The organism is Jiangella alba (assembly GCF_900106035.1).
Taxonomy (GTDB): domain Bacteria; phylum Actinomycetota; class Actinomycetes; order Jiangellales; family Jiangellaceae; genus Jiangella; species Jiangella alba.
In genome coordinates this window covers 2706426-2721954 of sequence record NZ_FNUC01000003.1, presented here as the reverse complement: position 1 = coordinate 2721954, position 15529 = coordinate 2706426, and the positions used below count along the sequence as shown (strand labels likewise).

Annotated in this window: 16 protein-coding genes; 14 read left to right on the top strand and 2 right to left on the bottom strand. The window is 72.6% G+C overall.

Translation table 11 applies throughout. The annotated features are described in order from the left end of the window. The first annotated feature begins 245 nt into the window (after positions 1–245). The 10 genes from pdxS to BLV02_RS14920 all read left to right on the top strand — a co-directional run bounded on the left by pdxS (position 246) and on the right by BLV02_RS14920 (position 8877). The gene (gene pdxS, locus BLV02_RS14965) at positions 246–1190 is read left to right on the top strand and encodes a pyridoxal 5'-phosphate synthase lyase subunit PdxS (RefSeq protein WP_141711612.1); all 945 of its coding nucleotides are present in this window, start codon (positions 246–248) and stop codon (positions 1188–1190) included. Further along, positions 1187–1681, top strand: coding sequence for an NUDIX hydrolase (locus BLV02_RS14960; RefSeq protein WP_216094251.1), 495 nt, complete (start codon positions 1187–1189; stop codon positions 1679–1681). The genes pdxS and BLV02_RS14960 overlap by 4 nt, the downstream gene beginning before the upstream one ends. A 108-nt stretch (positions 1682–1789) precedes the next feature. Further along, on the top strand, positions 1790–2338 hold the full coding sequence (pdxT, locus tag BLV02_RS14955; protein WP_216094265.1) for a pyridoxal 5'-phosphate synthase glutaminase subunit PdxT: 549 nt from the start codon (positions 1790–1792) through the stop codon (positions 2336–2338). Between the two features lie 6 nt (positions 2339–2344). Then, entirely contained in the window at positions 2345–3109 is a 765-nt protein-coding gene (locus BLV02_RS14950; RefSeq protein WP_069111887.1) for a YebC/PmpR family DNA-binding transcriptional regulator, read from the top strand. Between the two features lie 75 nt (positions 3110–3184). Continuing rightward, positions 3185–3709, top strand: coding sequence for a crossover junction endodeoxyribonuclease RuvC (gene ruvC / locus BLV02_RS14945; RefSeq protein ID WP_069111888.1), 525 nt, complete (start codon positions 3185–3187; stop codon positions 3707–3709). Continuing rightward, the gene (gene ruvA, locus BLV02_RS14940; RefSeq protein WP_069111889.1) at positions 3706–4326 is read left to right on the top strand and encodes a Holliday junction branch migration protein RuvA; all 621 of its coding nucleotides are present in this window, start codon (positions 3706–3708) and stop codon (positions 4324–4326) included. The genes ruvC and ruvA overlap by 4 nt, the downstream gene beginning before the upstream one ends. Further along, on the top strand, positions 4323–5399 hold the full coding sequence (gene ruvB, locus BLV02_RS14935; protein WP_069111890.1) for a Holliday junction branch migration DNA helicase RuvB: 1077 nt from the start codon (positions 4323–4325) through the stop codon (positions 5397–5399). The genes ruvA and ruvB overlap by 4 nt, the downstream gene beginning before the upstream one ends. A 109-nt stretch (positions 5400–5508) precedes the next feature. Further along, complete coding sequence (gene yajC / locus BLV02_RS14930; protein ID WP_216094252.1) at positions 5509–5886, top strand: preprotein translocase subunit YajC; 378 nt, start codon at positions 5509–5511, stop codon at positions 5884–5886. Between the two features lie 45 nt (positions 5887–5931). After that, positions 5932–6477 (top strand): adenine phosphoribosyltransferase, encoded by a 546-nt coding sequence (locus tag BLV02_RS14925; protein WP_245737730.1) that lies wholly within the window; start codon positions 5932–5934, stop codon positions 6475–6477. A gap of 99 nt (positions 6478–6576) precedes the next feature. Then, positions 6577–8877, top strand: coding sequence for a RelA/SpoT family protein (locus BLV02_RS14920; protein ID WP_069111893.1), 2301 nt, complete (start codon positions 6577–6579; stop codon positions 8875–8877). Between the two features lie 18 nt (positions 8878–8895). Here BLV02_RS14920 and BLV02_RS14915 read toward each other — a convergent pair whose 3' ends face one another. Next, positions 8896–10614 carry a DUF349 domain-containing protein gene (locus BLV02_RS14915; protein ID WP_216094253.1) on the bottom strand — a complete coding sequence of 573 codons (1719 nt, stop codon included), beginning with the start codon at positions 10612–10614 and terminating at the stop codon, positions 8896–8898. A gap of 16 nt (positions 10615–10630) precedes the next feature. Beyond that, entirely contained in the window at positions 10631–11428 is a 798-nt protein-coding gene (locus BLV02_RS14910) for a peptidylprolyl isomerase (protein ID WP_069111894.1), read from the bottom strand. A 151-nt stretch (positions 11429–11579) separates the two neighbouring features. Here BLV02_RS14910 and BLV02_RS14905 point away from each other — a divergent pair, with 151 nt between their 5' ends. The 4 genes from BLV02_RS14905 (at position 11580) to BLV02_RS14890 (ending at position 15503) form a co-directional block, all read left to right on the top strand. Beyond that, positions 11580–12236, top strand: coding sequence for an MBL fold metallo-hydrolase (locus BLV02_RS14905; protein WP_069111895.1), 657 nt, complete (start codon positions 11580–11582; stop codon positions 12234–12236). Between the two features lie 70 nt (positions 12237–12306). Continuing rightward, positions 12307–13503 carry a histidine--tRNA ligase gene (gene hisS / locus BLV02_RS14900; RefSeq protein ID WP_069111992.1) on the top strand — a complete coding sequence of 399 codons (1197 nt, stop codon included), beginning with the start codon at positions 12307–12309 and terminating at the stop codon, positions 13501–13503. 38 nt (positions 13504–13541) lie between these two features. Next, entirely contained in the window at positions 13542–14093 is a 552-nt protein-coding gene (locus BLV02_RS14895) for a class I SAM-dependent methyltransferase (RefSeq protein ID WP_216094254.1), read from the top strand. Between the two features lie 762 nt (positions 14094–14855). Then, on the top strand, positions 14856–15503 hold the full coding sequence (locus tag BLV02_RS14890) for a GNAT family N-acetyltransferase (RefSeq protein ID WP_069111897.1): 648 nt from the start codon (positions 14856–14858) through the stop codon (positions 15501–15503). Positions 15504–15529: the final 26 nt, after the last annotated feature.

Here is a 15529-nt window from a genome sequence, read left to right as displayed (position 1 = left end):
TGGGCCCGGCTCTCCTCCTCGCTCGGCTCTCGCTCCGCTGGCCGCCGTCTGGCCGCGCGTGGTTCGGCTACCGGCTTCGCTGCTGGTCCCGGTCCGCTGGCCGCTTGCGGGTTTCATCCACCTTTTGCGTTGGTATAGCAGCACGAAAGGTGGATGATCATGGCGGGTCGTAGCCGAGTGGCGCGAAGCGGGCCGGGTCCACTGGCCGGAATCGGGCGCGAGGGTGTCACCTCCGAGGACGTACCATGGTGCTGTCCACCACTCCGTCGACTCATGGGGTACGAGCAGCAGTGTCCGAAGAGACGCAGTCCACCGTCGGTACCGGCCGGGTGAAGCGCGGCATGGCCGAGATGCTCAAGGGTGGCGTGATCATGGACGTGGTCACGCCCGAGCAGGCCCGCATCGCCGAAGACGCCGGCGCCGTCGCCGTCATGGCGCTCGAGCGGGTGCCGGCCGACATCCGCGCGCAGGGTGGGGTGGCGCGCATGAGCGACCCCGACCTCATCGACGGCATCATCGACGCGGTGTCGATCCCGGTCATGGCGAAGGCCCGCATCGGGCACTTCGTCGAGGCGCAGGTGCTGCAGAGCCTGGGGGTCGACTACATCGACGAGTCCGAGGTGCTCACGCCGGCCGACTACGAGCACCACATCGACAAGTGGAAGTTCACCGTGCCGTTCGTGTGCGGGGCGACGAACCTGGGTGAGGCGCTGCGCCGCATCGCCGAGGGCGCGGCCATGATCCGCTCGAAGGGCGAGGCCGGCACCGGCGACGTGTCGAACGCGACGACGCACATGCGTCAGCTGCGCGACCAGATCACCCGGCTGGCGTCGCTGCCCGAGGACGAGCTGTACGTGGCCGCGAAGGAGCTGCAGGCGCCGTTCGACCTCGTCAAGGAGGTCGCGCAGGCCGGCAAGCTCCCGGTGGTGCTGTTCACCGCCGGCGGCATCGCCACCCCGGCCGACGCCGCCATGATGATGCAGCTGGGCGCCGAAGGCGTGTTCGTGGGGTCGGGCATCTTCAAGTCCGGCGACCCCGCCCGCCGGGCCGAGGCCATCGTCAAGGCCACCACGTTCTACAACGACCCCGACACGCTGGCGAAGGTGTCGCGCGGCCTCGGCGAGGCCATGGTCGGCATCAACGTCGCCGACGTGCCCGAGCCGCACCGGCTGGCCGAACGCGGCTGGTGACGGCGGCGCAGCCCGAAATCAGGCACGCCGCCCGGGTGATCGTCCTCGACGACGCCGGGCGGGTGCTGCTGATGCGCGGCTTCGACCCGGCCGACCCGTCGAACGTCTGGTGGATCACCCCGGGCGGCGGGCTGGAACCGGGCGAGGACGAGCGGGCCGGCGCCATCCGGGAACTGTTCGAGGAGAGCGGGCTGCGGGTCGAGCCGGACGAACTGTCCGGCCCGGTCGCGGCCCGCACCGCGTTCTTCAGCTTCCTGGGCCGGCCGTACCGCCAGGACGAGGTGCTGTTCTACGCCCGGCTGACCGGCGCCACCGACGTCGACGGGTCCGGGTGGACCGACATCGAGCGGGCGTCGGTCACGGAACTGCGCTGGTGCACGGCCGACGAGATCGCCGCGCTGGGGGAGCCGTTCTACCCGCCGGCGCTGCCGTCGCTCGTCCGCGGTCTGCAGGACAGTGGCTGGGACGGTGTGCGGCATGAGGTCGACTGACGCCGCGGGCGGTAAAATCGACCGCCGGACCCGAACGAAAGGCGCACCGTGACCCAGCCCACCGTGGGCGTCCTGGCCCTGCAGGGCGACGTCCGCGAACATCAGCGCATGCTGGCCGACGCCGGCGCCACGAGCACGCCGGTGCGCACGCCGGCCGAGCTGGCCGCCGTCGACGCGCTCGTGCTGCCCGGCGGCGAGTCCACCACCATGTGGCGGCTGGCCAGGACGTTCGGGCTGCTCGAACCGCTGCGCCGGCGCATCGCCGCCGGCATGCCGGCCTACGGTTCGTGCGCCGGCATGATCCTGCTCGCCGACCGCATCGAGGGCGGCGTGGCCGGCCAAGAGACCGTCGGCGGCATGGACATCACGGTGCGCCGCAACGCGTTCGGCCGCCAGGTCGACTCCTTCGAGGCCGACCTCGACTTCCCGGCACTCGGCGCCGACCCGCTGCACGCGGTGTTCATCCGGGCGCCGTGGGTCGAGAAAGTCGGCGACGGAGTCGAGATCCTCGCCCGCGTCGCCTCGGCCGACGACGCCACCCCCGGTACTATCGTCGCGGTCCGGCAGGGACGGCTCCTGGCCACGTCCTTCCACCCGGAACTGACCGCGGACGCGCGTGTGCACGCGCTCTTCCTCGACATCGTGAAGGAGGCTTGACCCCTTATGTCCGGCCACTCCAAGTGGGCGACCACCAAGCACAAGAAGGCCCTCGTCGACGCGAAGCGGGGCAAGCTCTTCGCCAAGCTGATCAAGAACGTCGAGGTGGCGGCCCGTACCGGCGGCGGCGACCCGGCAGGGAACCCGACGCTCTACGACGCCATCCAGAAGGCGAAGAAGTCGTCGGTCCCCAACGACAACATCGACCGCGCCGTCAAGCGCGGCTCCGGCGCCGAGGGCGGCGGGGCCGAATACCAGACCATCATGTACGAGGGCTACGGCCCCAACGGCGTCGCGGTGCTCATCGAGTGTCTCACCGACAACCGCAACCGCGCCGCGTCCGAGGTCCGCGTGGCCATGACCCGCAACGGCGGCTCCATGGCCGATCCCGGCTCGGTCTCGTACATGTTCGACCGCAAGGGCGTCGTCGTCGTGCCGACCGAGCAGGAGGGCGGCCGCAAGGTCACCGAGGACGACCTGCTCGAGGTCGTGCTCGACGCCGGCGCCGAGGACGTCGAGGATCTCGGCGAGGCGTTCGAGATCCGCAGCGAGGCCACCGACCTCGTCGCCGTCCGCACCGCCGTGCAGCAGGCCGGCCTCGACTACGACTCGGCCGAGTCGTCGTTCATCCCGTCGGTCAGTGTCCCGCTCGACGAGGACGGCGCCCGGAAGATCTTCCGGCTCATCGACGCCCTCGAAGACAGCGACGACGTGCAGAACGTGTGGGCCAACTTCGACGTCTCCGACGACGTCATGGCGGCGGTCGGCTGACGGCGCGCCTGCGGCGTCCGCGCAACACCCGCCGGTAGGGTCGGCACCGAACTGGTGTTCGGTGAAGGGTGCTGCATGAGGGTGTTGGGGGTCGATCCTGGGCTCACGCGGTGCGGTCTCGGCGTCGTCGAGGGGTCGCCCGGGCGGCCGCTGCGCCTCGTGGCCGTCGACGTCGTCCGCACGCCCGCCGACGCCGAGCTGGGGCACCGGCTGCTGGCCATCGAGACGGCCGTCGAGCAGTGGGTGGCCGAGCACCGGCCCGACACCGTCGCCGTCGAGCGGGTGTTCAGCCAGCACAACGTCCGCACCGTCATGGGCACGGCGCAGGCCAGCGGCGTCGCGACACTGGTCGCGGCGCGCCACGGCATCCCCGTCATCACGCACACGCCCAGCGAGGTGAAGGCCGCCGTCAGCGGCAGCGGCCAGGCCGACAAGGCGCAGGTCGCGTTCATGGTCACGCGGCTGCTGCGGCTCGACGCCGCGCCCAAGCCGGCCGACGCCAGCGACGCGCTGGCGCTGGCGATCTGCCAGGTGTGGCGCGGGTCCGCGCAGAACCGGCTGCAGGCCGCGGTCGCCGCGGCGGGGAGGGGACGACGGTGATCGCTTACGTCCGTGGCCAGGTCACGGTGGTGCGCCCGACGGAGGCCGTCGTCGACGTCGGCGGCATCGGGCTGGCGCTGCACTGCACACCGGCCACCACGTCGGCGCTGCGGCTCGGCGAGGTCGCCCAGCTGGCCGCCAGCCTCGTCGTCCGGGAAGAGTCGCTCACGCTGTACGGCTTCGCCGACGAGGACGAGAAGACGGTGTTCGAGCTGCTGCAGACCGCCAGCGGCGTCGGGCCGCGGCTCGCGCAGGCCATGCTGTCGGTGCACTCGCCCGACGACCTGCGCCGCGCCGTCGCCACCGAGGACCTCGTCGCGCTGACGAAGGTGCCCGGCATCGGCAAGAAGGGCGCCCAGCGCATCGTCATCGAGCTCAAGGACAAGCTCGGCATGCCCGGCTCCGGCCCGTCGCTGGCCGCCGTCCCGTCCGCACCGGCTCCCGGCGCCGGCGGCTGGCAGGTCCAGGTGCACGAGGCGCTGCTCGGCCTCGGCTGGTCCGCCCGCGAGGCCGACCGCGCCGTCGACACCGTCGCCACCGACCTCAACGGCGACGCCGGCGACCTCGACGTCTCCGCGCTGCTGCGCAAGGCGCTGCGTAGTCTGGCGAGAACATGAACTTCCCCGACGACCACGTGCACCGGCTGGTGGGCGGCGACGCCGACCACGAGGAGCGGACCGTCGAGGCGGCGCTGCGGCCGCGCACGCTGGCCGAGTTCGTCGGGCAGGAGCGGCTACGCGAGCAGTTGTCGCTGGTCCTCGACGCCGCCCGGGCGCGCGGGCGCAGCGCCGACCACATCCTGCTGTCCGGCCCGCCCGGCCTCGGCAAGACCACGCTGGCGATGATCGTCGCCGCCGAGATGGAGGTGCCGCTGCGCATCACCAGCGGCCCGGCCATCCAGCACAGCGGCGACCTCGCGGCCATCCTGTCCTCGGTGAACGAGGGCGACGTGCTGTTCTTCGACGAGATCCACCGCATGGCCCGCCCGGCGGAGGAGATGCTCTACACCGCCATGGAGGACTTCCGCGTCGACGTCGTCGTCGGCAAGGGCCCCGGCGCCACCGCGATCCCGCTGGAACTGCCCTATTTCACCCTGGTCGGCGCGACGACGCGCACCGGGCTGCTGCCGGGGCCGCTGCGCGACCGGTTCGGGTTCACCGGCCACCTCGAGCTGTATGAGCCGGCCGAGCTCGAGCTGGTGCTGCGCCGCTCGGCCGGGCTGCTCGACGTCGAGCTGAAGGGCGACGGCACGGGCGAGATCGCCGGCCGGTCCCGCGGCACGCCGCGCATCGCCAACCGGCTGCTGCGCCGGGTGCGCGACTTCGCCGAGGTCCGCGGCAACGGCATCATCAGCGGCGACGTCGCCCGCGCGGCGCTGAAGGTGTTCGCCGTCGACGAACTGGGGCTGGACCGCCTCGACCGCGCGGTCCTGACGGCGCTGTGCAAGAGCTTCGGCGGGGGACCGGTCGGCCTCGGCACGCTGGCCGTCGCCGTCGGCGAGGAGCGCGAGACCGTCGAGGAGGTGGCCGAGCCGTTCCTCGTCCGGGCCGGGCTGCTGGCGCGCACCCCGCGCGGGCGGGTCGCCACGCCGGCCGCCTGGGCGCACCTCGGGCTGGCCGTGCCCGCGCAGACGGCGTTCGGACGCGGGTTCGACGAGCCCGATCTGTTCTCGGCCGCCGACGGGGCGTAATCTTCGCCGGCGACCCGGGTAGACTCGTACTTTCGGCGGTCACCGAGGCTGCCGGCCATCGCACGGGCACGCTCCTCGGGGCGCCGTGGAAAGGATGCTTGTCCACATCATGGAAGCATTGCTGCTCCCGATCCTGCTGATCGCTGTCTTCTACTTCCTGCTCATCCGGCCGCAGCAGAAGCAGCGGCGCCAGATGGTGGAGCTGCAGCAGTCGGTCCAGGCGGGTACCAAGGTCATGACGACGGCCGGCCTGCTGGCCACGGTCGTCGAGGTCGACGACGACGAGGTCGTGCTCGAGGTCGCACCCGGCGTGCACAGCCGCTACGTGCGCCGCGCCATCGCCAATGTCGTCCAGCCGCAGGAGCCGGTCGCGCCGGTCCACGACGACATCGTGCCCGACACCGCGGCCGACGCCGACGACACGCCCACGCACGAGCCGGCCCAGGCGAAGTCCGAGGACCGCACGAACGGCGACGACGTCCGCTGAGCCGGGCGGTGTGCGCCGCGCGTCCACGCGATACCCTCTGACCTCGTGACCAAGCCGCCGGCCATCGCCGACTCCGACCGCGACCTGCTGCTCTCCCGCATCCGGGACGTCCCGGACTGGCCGGAGCCGGGCGTGGTGTTCAAGGACATCACGCCGCTGCTGCGCGACCCCGCGGCCCTCGACACGACCATCGAGCTGCTGGGCGCGGTCGGCGGCGACGAGGTCGACGTCGTCGTCGGCATCGAGGCGCGCGGGTTCATCCTCGGCGCGCCGGTGGCGCACCGGCTCGGCGCCGGCTTCGTGCCCATCCGCAAGGCGGGCAAGCTGCCGTGGCAGACGGCGTCGGCCAGTTACGCGCTGGAGTACGGCGAGGCCACCATCGAGGTCCACGTCGACGCGTTCCAGCCCGGCGAGCGGGTGCTCATCGTCGACGACGTGCTGGCCACGGGCGGTACGGTGCGCGCCACCGTCGACCTCGTCCGCGGCGCGGGCGCCGACGTCGTGGGCGTCGGCATCCTCATGGAGCTGGGTTTCCTCGGCGGCCGGGCCAAGCTGCCCGACGTCAACGTCCAGTCGCTGCTGCTGGTCTGAGTTGCGACACCTGACCGGCGGGTTGGCGCTGCGTTACCCGCCGGGAACAGCGACCCCCTAAACTGTGTTGTGTCCTTCACACGGGACGAAAGGGGGCCTGTGGCCGAGCAGACTGTTCCCAGCGGCGCGCTGACCCCGGTCAGGGTGCGGGCGAGGCTCGCCCGCCTGACCGCGCAACGACAGCAGTCCGACCCCGCTCTGGAACCGCTGTTCCGGATCATCCGGGCCAACCACCCGAAGGCCGACCTCGAGATCATCGAGCGCGCCTACCGCACCGCCGCGCGCGCCCACAGCGGGCAGAAGCGCAAGAGCGGCGACCCGTACATCACCCACCCGCTCGCGGTCACCACCATCCTCGCCGAGCTGGGCATGACGCCGCCCACGCTGGCCGCGGCGCTGCTGCACGACACCGTCGAAGACACCGACTACGGCCTCGACCAGCTGCGCGGTGAGTTCGGCGAAGAGATCGCCATGCTCGTCGACGGCGTCACCAAGCTCGACAAGGTCAAGTACGGGCAGGCCGCGCAGGCCGAGACCGTCCGCAAGATGGTCATCGCCATGGCCAAGGACATCCGCGTCCTGGTCATCAAGCTGGCCGACCGCCTGCACAACGCCCGCACCTGGCGCTACGTGCCGAAGGAGTCGGCGCGGCGCAAGGCACACGAGACGCTCGAGATCTACGCCCCGCTGGCGCACCGGCTGGGCATGAACACCATCAAGTGGGAGCTCGAGGACCTCTCCTTCGCCACCCTGCACCCCAAGGTGTACGACGAGATCGTGCGGCTGGTGGCCGAGCGGGCGCCGTCGCGCGACGACTACCTGGCCTCGGTCATCGACCAGGTGCAGGGCGACCTCCGGGTGTCGAAGCTCAAGGCCAACGTCTACGGGCGGCCCAAGCACTACTACTCGATCTACCAGAAGATGATCGTCCGCGGCCGCGACTTCGCCGACATCTACGACCTCGTCGGCATCCGCGTGCTGGTCGAGTCGGTGCGCGACTGTTACGCCGTCCTGGGCATCGTGCACGCCCGCTGGAACCCGGTGCCCGGCCGGTTCAAGGACTTCATCGCCATGCCGAAGTTCAACATGTACCAGTCGCTGCACACCACGGTCATCGGGCCGGGCGGCAAGCCGGTCGAGCTGCAGATCCGCACCCACGCCATGCACCGCCGGGCCGAGTACGGCATCGCCGCGCACTGGAAGTACAAGGAAGACTCCAACGCCGGGCGCGAGACCGACAAGCACGCCGTCGCGGGCGACAACGCCGGCAACGACATGGCCTGGCTGCGCCAGTTGCTCGACTGGCAGAAGGAGACCGAGGACCCGGGGGAGTTCCTCGAGTCGCTGCGGTTCGAGATGGAGTCCAACGAGGTCTTCGTCTTCACCCCGAAGGGCGACGTCGTCGCGCTGCCGGCCGCGGCCACCCCGGTCGACTTCGCCTACGCCGTCCACACCGACATCGGCCACCGCACCATCGGCGCGCGGGTCAACGGCCGGCTGGTGCCGCTGGAGTCCAACCTCGACAACGGCGACGTCGTCGAGGTGTTCACCTCCAAGGCGCAGGGCGCCGGCCCGAGCCGCGACTGGCTGACGTTCGTCACCAGCGCCCGGGCCCGCAACAAGATCAAGCAGTGGTTCTCGAAGGAGCGCCGCGAAGAGGCCATCGAGCACGGCAAGGACGCCATCGCGCGGGCCATGCGCAAGCAGGACCTCCCGCTGCAGCGCATGATGAGCCAAGAGTCGCTCAAGGCCGTCGCCGACGACCTGCGCTACCCCGACATCTCCGCGCTGTACGCGGCGGTCGGCGAGGGCAACGTCTCGGCGCAGAGCATCGTGCAGAAGCTGGTGCAGATCCTCGGCGGCGAAGAGGGCACCACCGAGGACGTCGCCGAGGCGGCCACTCCTGACCGTCCCCGGCGGCGCAGCGGCGGCGACCCGGGCGTCGTCGTCAAGGGCGTCTCCGACGTGTGGGTCAAGCTGGCCCGCTGTTGCACCCCGGTGCCCGGCGACACCATCGTCGGCTTCGTCACCCGCGGCTCCGGCGTGTCGGTGCACCGCGAAGACTGCGTCAACGTCGACGGCCTGCGCCGCCAGCACGGGCGCATGGTCGAGGTCGAGTGGGCGCCCACGGCCAACAGCATGTTCCTGGTGGCCATCCAGGTCGAGGCGCTCGACCGCGCCCGGCTGCTGTCCGACGTCACCCGCGTGCTGTCCGACCAGCACGTGAACATCCTGTCGGCCACGGTCTCCACCAACACCGACCGCATCGCCACCAGCCGGTTCACCTTCGAGATGGCCGACCCCAAGCACCTGGGGCACGTCCTCAAGGCGGTCCGCGGTGTCGAGGGCGTCTTCGACGCCTACCGGCTCACCAGCGGCATCCCGGCGCCCACTCACTAGGGCGCCGGGCGCCGCGCGTCAGCTGGTGAACTCCTCGAGCGCCTGCTGCGCCTGCTCGAGCCACGACTTGCGCGCCGCGATGGCCTCCTCGGCCTCGCGCAGCTTGCGGTCGTTGCCGGCCTCGCGCGCCTTGGCGGCCTTCGTCTCCAGGTCGGCGATGGACGCCTCCAGCTGGGTGACGGTGGCCTGCGCGCGGGCCCGCGCCTCGGGGTTGGACCGCTGCCACTCGTTCTGCTCGGCCTCGCGGATGGCGTCCTCGACCCGGCGCATGCGGCCCTCGACCGAGCGCATGGAGTCGCGCGGCACGTGACCGGCGTCCTCCCAACGCTCCTGCAGGACGCGCAGCTGCTGGCGGGCCGACTTCCAGTCGGTGATCGGCAGCAGCGCCTCGGCCTCGGTGAGGATGCCCTCCTTGACGACGAGGTTGGCCTGCTGCTCGTCGTCGCGCTGGGACTGGTGCGCGGTGCGGGCGCCGAAGAAGGTGTCCTGGGCGGCCCGGAACCTCTTCCACAGGCTGTCCTCGACGCCGCGCGGCGCCGGGCCGGCCGCCTTCCACTGCGACATCAGCTCGCGGTAGCGGCGCGACGTCGGGCCCCAGTCGGTGGAGCCGCTGATCTCCTCGGCCTCGGTGAGGATGCGCTCCTTGATGACGCGCGCCTCGTCGCGGCGCTCGGCCAGCTCGGAGAAGTGCGCCTTGCGCCGGCGGGTGTAGTGGGTGCGGGCCGACGAGAACCGGCGCCACAGCTCGTCGTCGGTGCTGCGGTCGAGCCGGGGCAGGCCCTTCCACTCCTCGAGCAGGCCGCGCAGGGTGTCGGCGCCGTTGCGCCAGTCGTTGCCCTCGGCGATGGCCTCGGCCTGCGACGCGATCTGCTCCTTGCGCCCGCGCGCCTCGTCGAGCGCCTTCGCCCGGGCGGCGCGGCGCTCGGCCCGCCGTTCGGCGATGCGGGCGTCGAGCGCGTCGAGCCGGCCGCCCAGCGCGGCGAGGTCGCCGATGGCGTGCGCCTCGGCCAGCTGCGCGCGCACCTTCGAGACGCCCTGCGCGGTGTCGTCGGGTGCCGCGGCGCCGGACTCGAGCCGGGTCTCGAGGAGGTCGACCTGCACGGCGAGGTCCTCGTACTTGCGCACGAAGAAGGCCAGCGCCTCCTCGGGCTTGCCGACCTGCCACGAGCCGATGCTGCGCTCGCCCTCGGCGGTGCGGACGTACACCTCGCCGGTCTCGTCGACCCGGCCCCACTCGTTGGACGCGACGGTGGGCGCGGCCGGCCCAGCGGGAGCCGGCGTGGGCTCGGCGGGCGCGGGGGTGGGCTCGGCGGGCTCGGGCGCTGCGTCGGCGGGCGCGGGCTCCGTGGGCTCGGCCGCGGGCTCGGGCTCGGGCTCGGCGGGCGCTGCCGCGGCCGCAGGCTCGGGTTCGGCGGGAGCGGGCGCCACCTCGGCCGGCGTGGGCACCGGCGCCACGTCGGCCGGGGTCGGCACGGGCGTGGGCTCGGCGGGCGCGTCCGCGGCCTCCGCGTCGGCCTCCGCGTCGGCCTCCGCCGACGGCGGCTCCGGCTCCGATGCCGCTTCCGCAGCCGGTTCCGATGGCACCTCCGGCGATGCCTCCGACGGCGTCTCGGCCGCGTCGGCTTCGGGCGTCGGCGCCGGCTCGGCGGCGCTCGGGGACTCGGGGGCCGTGGGCTCGACCTCCGCGGCAGGCGTCGCCGCGTCGTCGTGCTCGGGGCTACCAGTCGTGTTCGTCACGGTGTCCTCATCCGGGTCAGGCGGTGGTGACGGAATCGAGGGTGACCGGGGTGATGGGCGCGCCATCGTCCGATCCGTTGTCAGTTCCAGCGTCGGCGATACCGGTGATCACGTCCAGACCGGTGGTGATCTGGCCGAAGACGGTGTAGTCGGGCGGCAGCTGGGAGTCGCCGTACACCAGGAAGAACTGGCTGCCGTTGGTGTCGGGCCCGCCGTTGGCCATCGCCACCGTACCGGCCGGGTAGGTGGCGCCGTCGGTGTTCTCGTTGGCGTACTGGTACCCGGGGCCGCCGGAGCCGGTGCCGGTCGGGTCGCCGCACTGCAGCACCTTCAGGGAGTCCGACGTGGTGAGGCGGTGGCAGGTGGTGGCGTTGTAGTAGCCGGCGGCGGCCAGGAAGGTCAGCGAGTTGACGGTGCACGGCGCGCCGGCGTCGAGGGCGACGGTGACCGGCGCCCCGTTGATCGTCAGCGTCGCGGTGGTCGGCAGCGGCGTCGTGAGTGCGGCGGGGTCGACGGCCGGGGGCGTGCCAAGGTCCGGGACGGCCGACTCGCCGGACGCGGTGTAGGCGCAGGGGCCCGCGGGGGCCTCGGCCGACGGCGAGCCCTCGGAGCCGGCCGCGACGGGATCGTCGTCGCCGCCGAGCGCTCCGGACACCAGCAACGTGCCCATGACCAGCGCCACCACCACGATGACGGCGCCCACGACGAGGCCGATGCGCCGCCTGCGCGCCGCCTCGGCGGCCCGCCGGACCTCCTGGCGCTCGAGGTGCTTGCGCGCGAGCTCACGTCGCCGTTGCTTGGCGCTCTGGGCCACCGGCCATCCTCCCGCTTGGTCGCGAAACGTCCGGGAAGGCCGCAGCGACCCCCCTCCGCGTCTGTGGTACGCGGAGACAGTCTAGGCAGTACACGACGGGAATCAGGTAACGAGTTCGCGGCGATGAGTGGCCCGCCGGTAACCTGCGTGGGTGCTCCTGCTCACCGTCGTCGCCCCCGTGCTGGGCACCAACTGCTACGTCGTGGCGGCCGCGGCCGGCCGCGAGTGCGTCGTCGTCGACCCCGGCATCGGGGTCGGCGAGCAGCTGGCGAAGGTGCTCGCGGAGCACGAGCTGACGCCGGTCGCCGTCCTCGTCACCCACGGTCACCTCGACCACACGCACGGGCTGACCGAGCTGCCCGGCCTCCCCGTCCACCTGCACGAGCGCGACGCGTACCGGCTGGCCGACCCGCTCGGCTCGCTCGGGCCGCAGCTGTCGGCGCAGTTCGCCCAGTTCGGCGCCGCATGGACGCCGCCGTCCGACGTCCGCACGTTCGACGGCGCCGACACCGAGCTGGACCTCGCCGGCGTCGGGCTGCGCGCGATCCACGCCCCGGGCCATACCGAGGGGTCGACGCTCTACCACGCGCCCGCCGACGGCGTCGTCCTCACCGGGGACGTCCTGTTCGCGGGCACCGTGGGCCGCACCGACCTGCCTGGCGGCGACGACGCGCTCATGCGCGCCACGCTGACCCGGCTCGCGTCGGACGACGAGCTGCCCGGGCTCACCATCGTCCGGCCCGGCCACGGCCCGGCGTCGACCCTCGACCGGGAACGCGCATCCAACCCGTACCTGCGAGGACTGTAGAGACGTGAACGCACCTGCCTTCCGTGCCCCGAAGGGCACCTTCGACCTCGTGCCGCCGCGCGGCGAGGCCATGCTCGCCGTCCGCGACGCCCTGGCCGCGCCGCTGCGCACGGCCGGCTACGGCTACGTCGAGACGCCCACCTTCGAGGAGACCACGCTGTTCGCCCGCGGCGTCGGCGAGTCGACGGACATCGTCACCAAGGAGATGTACTCCTTCACCACCCGCGGCGGCGACGACGTCACACTGCGGCCGGAGGGGACGGCGCCGGTGCTGCGCGCCGTCCTCGAGAACAACCTGCACCGCGGCGCGCTGCCGGTGAAGCTCTGGTACTCGGGGTCGTACTACCGCTACGAGCGGCCGCAGAAGGGCCGGTACCGGCACTTCTCGCAGGTCGGCGCCGAGATCCTGGGCACCGAGGACGCCGCCAGCGACGCCGAGCTGATCGTCCTCGCCGTCGACGCCTACCGCGCGCTCGGGCTCACCGGCGTGCGGGTGCTGCTGAACTCGCTCGGCTCGCACGAGTCGCGTCCGGCCTACCGGGCGGCGTTGCAGGAGTACCTGCGCGGCCTCGACCTCGACGACGACACCGCGCGGCGGGTGGAGGTCAACCCGCTGCGGGTGCTCGACGACAAGCGGCCGGAGATCCAGAAGGCGCTGGCGTCGGCCCCGCTGATCACCGACTTCCTGTCGCCGTCCGACCGCGCCTACCACGACACCGTCCGCGCCCTGCTCACCTCGGCCGGCGTCGAGTTCGAGGACGACCCGCGGCTGGTGCGCGGCCTCGACTACTACACCCGCACCCTGTTCGAGTTCGTCCACGACGGCCTCGGCGCGCAGTCGGCCGTCGGCGGCGGTGGTCGTTACGACGGCCTGTCCGAGCTGATCGGCGGCCCCTCCCTGCCGGGCGTCGGCTGGGCGCTCGGCGCCGACCGCACGCTGCTGGCCATGGAGGCCGAAGGGCTGCCGCTGCCCGGCTCCTCCTCGGTCGACGTCTTCGCCGTGCCGCTCGGCGAGGACGCCGCGGCGTGGGCGTTCGCCCTGGTGACCTCGCTGCGCCGCGAGGGCGTCGCGGCCGACCTCGCCACCGGCGGCCGCGGCCTCAAGGGCGCCATGAAGGCGGCCGACCGCAGCGGCGCCAAGTACGCCGTCGTCGTGGGGGAGCGCGACCTCGCCGAGGGCGTGGCCCAGGTCAAGGACCTCGCCACCGGCGACCAGCAGGCGGTCTCGGTGAACGGGCTGGTCACCCACCTCAAACGGCTCGTGTAGTGGGCGGCGGCTGGAACCACAACACGCACCATCATCGGGTGGTGCTGGACGCGGTTCCGGCCGGCGCACGCACGGCACTCGACGTCGGAACCGGCGACGGCCTGCTCGCCGCCGACCTGCGCGACCGGGTGCCGCGCGTGACGGCCATCGACCTCGATGCCGCCGTGCTGGCCCGCGCCCGGCGGACGCGCCCGGACGTCGACTGGGTGGCGGGTGACGTGCTGACGCACCCACTCCCACCCGCCTCCTTCGACATCGTCGCGTCCATCGCCACCGTGCACCACCTGCCCGACCTCGGCGCGGCCCTGCGCCGGCTGGCCGAGCTGACCGCGCCGGGCGGCGTGCTGGTCGTGATCGGGTGCGCTGACAGCGCCGGTCCGGCGGACCTCGCCATGGACGTCGTCGGGGCGGTCCAGCACCGGGTGCTCGCCCGGACTCGTGGCTTCTGGCAGCACTCCGCGCCGGTGGTCATGGCGTTTCCGCACACGTACGCCGAGGTGCGCCACATCGCCACGGCGACGCTGCCGGGTGTGCGCTGGCGGCGGTGGCCGCTGTTCCGCTACTCCCTGACGTGGTCCGCGCCGGCCTGAAACGGACCCGACGGCAGCCGGCCGACGGCACCTCGTGCAGCGCACGGCCGCTGGCGGCGTGCGATTGGCGGGCGCGGCGTCTGCGGCGCGACGTCTGCGGCGCGGCGTCTGCGGCGCGGCGTCTGCGGCGCGACGTTGTCGGTGCCCGCCCGTAGGGTGGGCCCCACCCGGGCCGGGAGGGGTCGACCTACCACCACGCGACGCTTGCGCAGCGCCGTCGTCATCGTCGTCGAGCCGACCCGATTCCAGGCCACGTCGCGGGTCCTCGGTCTGCCGCTCAGCGACCGTCCCCCGGACCCGCACCATGATCACCCACTTTTTGGGCCGTGATAGCAGCACAGAAGGTGGATGATCATGGGCCAGGCAGCGGCCAGCGAACAGCAACCCACAGCGCAGCCGGTAGCCAAGAACACCACCCACGGCCAGTGAGCGGCCAGCGGACCAGGAGCACAGCGAACAGGGAAGCCGGGCCCATTGTCCGGCCGGCCCCCTGACGCTGCTTGAACGGGGGCGCGGGTGGCCGGGTCAAGCGGTCCTCCGACGCGCGAAGCGCCCAAGCACGAGGTCCGCTTGAGGCGGCCACCCGCGCCCCCGACAATGGAGAGCAGCAGGGGGTTGGCCAACGGTACGAACCCAGCCAACGCGAGCCCGGCCAACGCGACCCCAACCCACCGAACCCGGCCCACGACCAACCCAACGAACGCGGCGAGCCGGCGAAAATTGCCTGGCGCACGCCCGGGTCCGCCGACCACACTGTGGCCGATGCTGATCGATCACTTCCCGGTCTTCGGTCTCCGGGTGCGCACCCCTCGGCTGGAGTTGCGGCTGCCTGCACCGGAGGAACTGTCCGACCTCGCCGACCTGGCCATGCACGGCATCCACGGGCCCGACCTCATGCCGTTCGGGAACCCGTGGTCCGAGCTGCCGCCCGCCGACCGCGCCCGCCGGGTCATCCAGCGCCACTGGTCGACGCTGGCAGAGCTGAAGCCGGACGCGTGGGCGCTGAACCTGGTCGTCTTCCTGGACGGGCGGCCCGTCGGCGTGCAGGAGATCGAGGCCGACGACTTCGGCGTCCGGCGGCAGGTGCAGTCCGAGTCCTGGCTCGGCCTGCGCCACCACGGGCAGGGCATCGGCACCGAGATGCGCGCGGCCATGCTGCACCTGGCCTTCGCCGGGCTGGGCGCCGACGAGGCGGTGTCGGTCGGGTATCTGGACAACCATGCGTCGCTGCGGGTGTCGCGCAAGCTCGGGTACGCCGAGAACGGCACCAGCCGCGGCATCTCCAGGGGGAAGCTGGCCCCCGAGCAGCGGTTCCTGCTGACCCGGCGGGCGTGGGACGAGCACCGGAGGGTCGACGCGACGATCGAGGGGCTGGCGCCGTGCCTGCCGCTGCTGGGGGTCGAGACCTGAACTTGCCACCCGTCCGAACGTGTGTT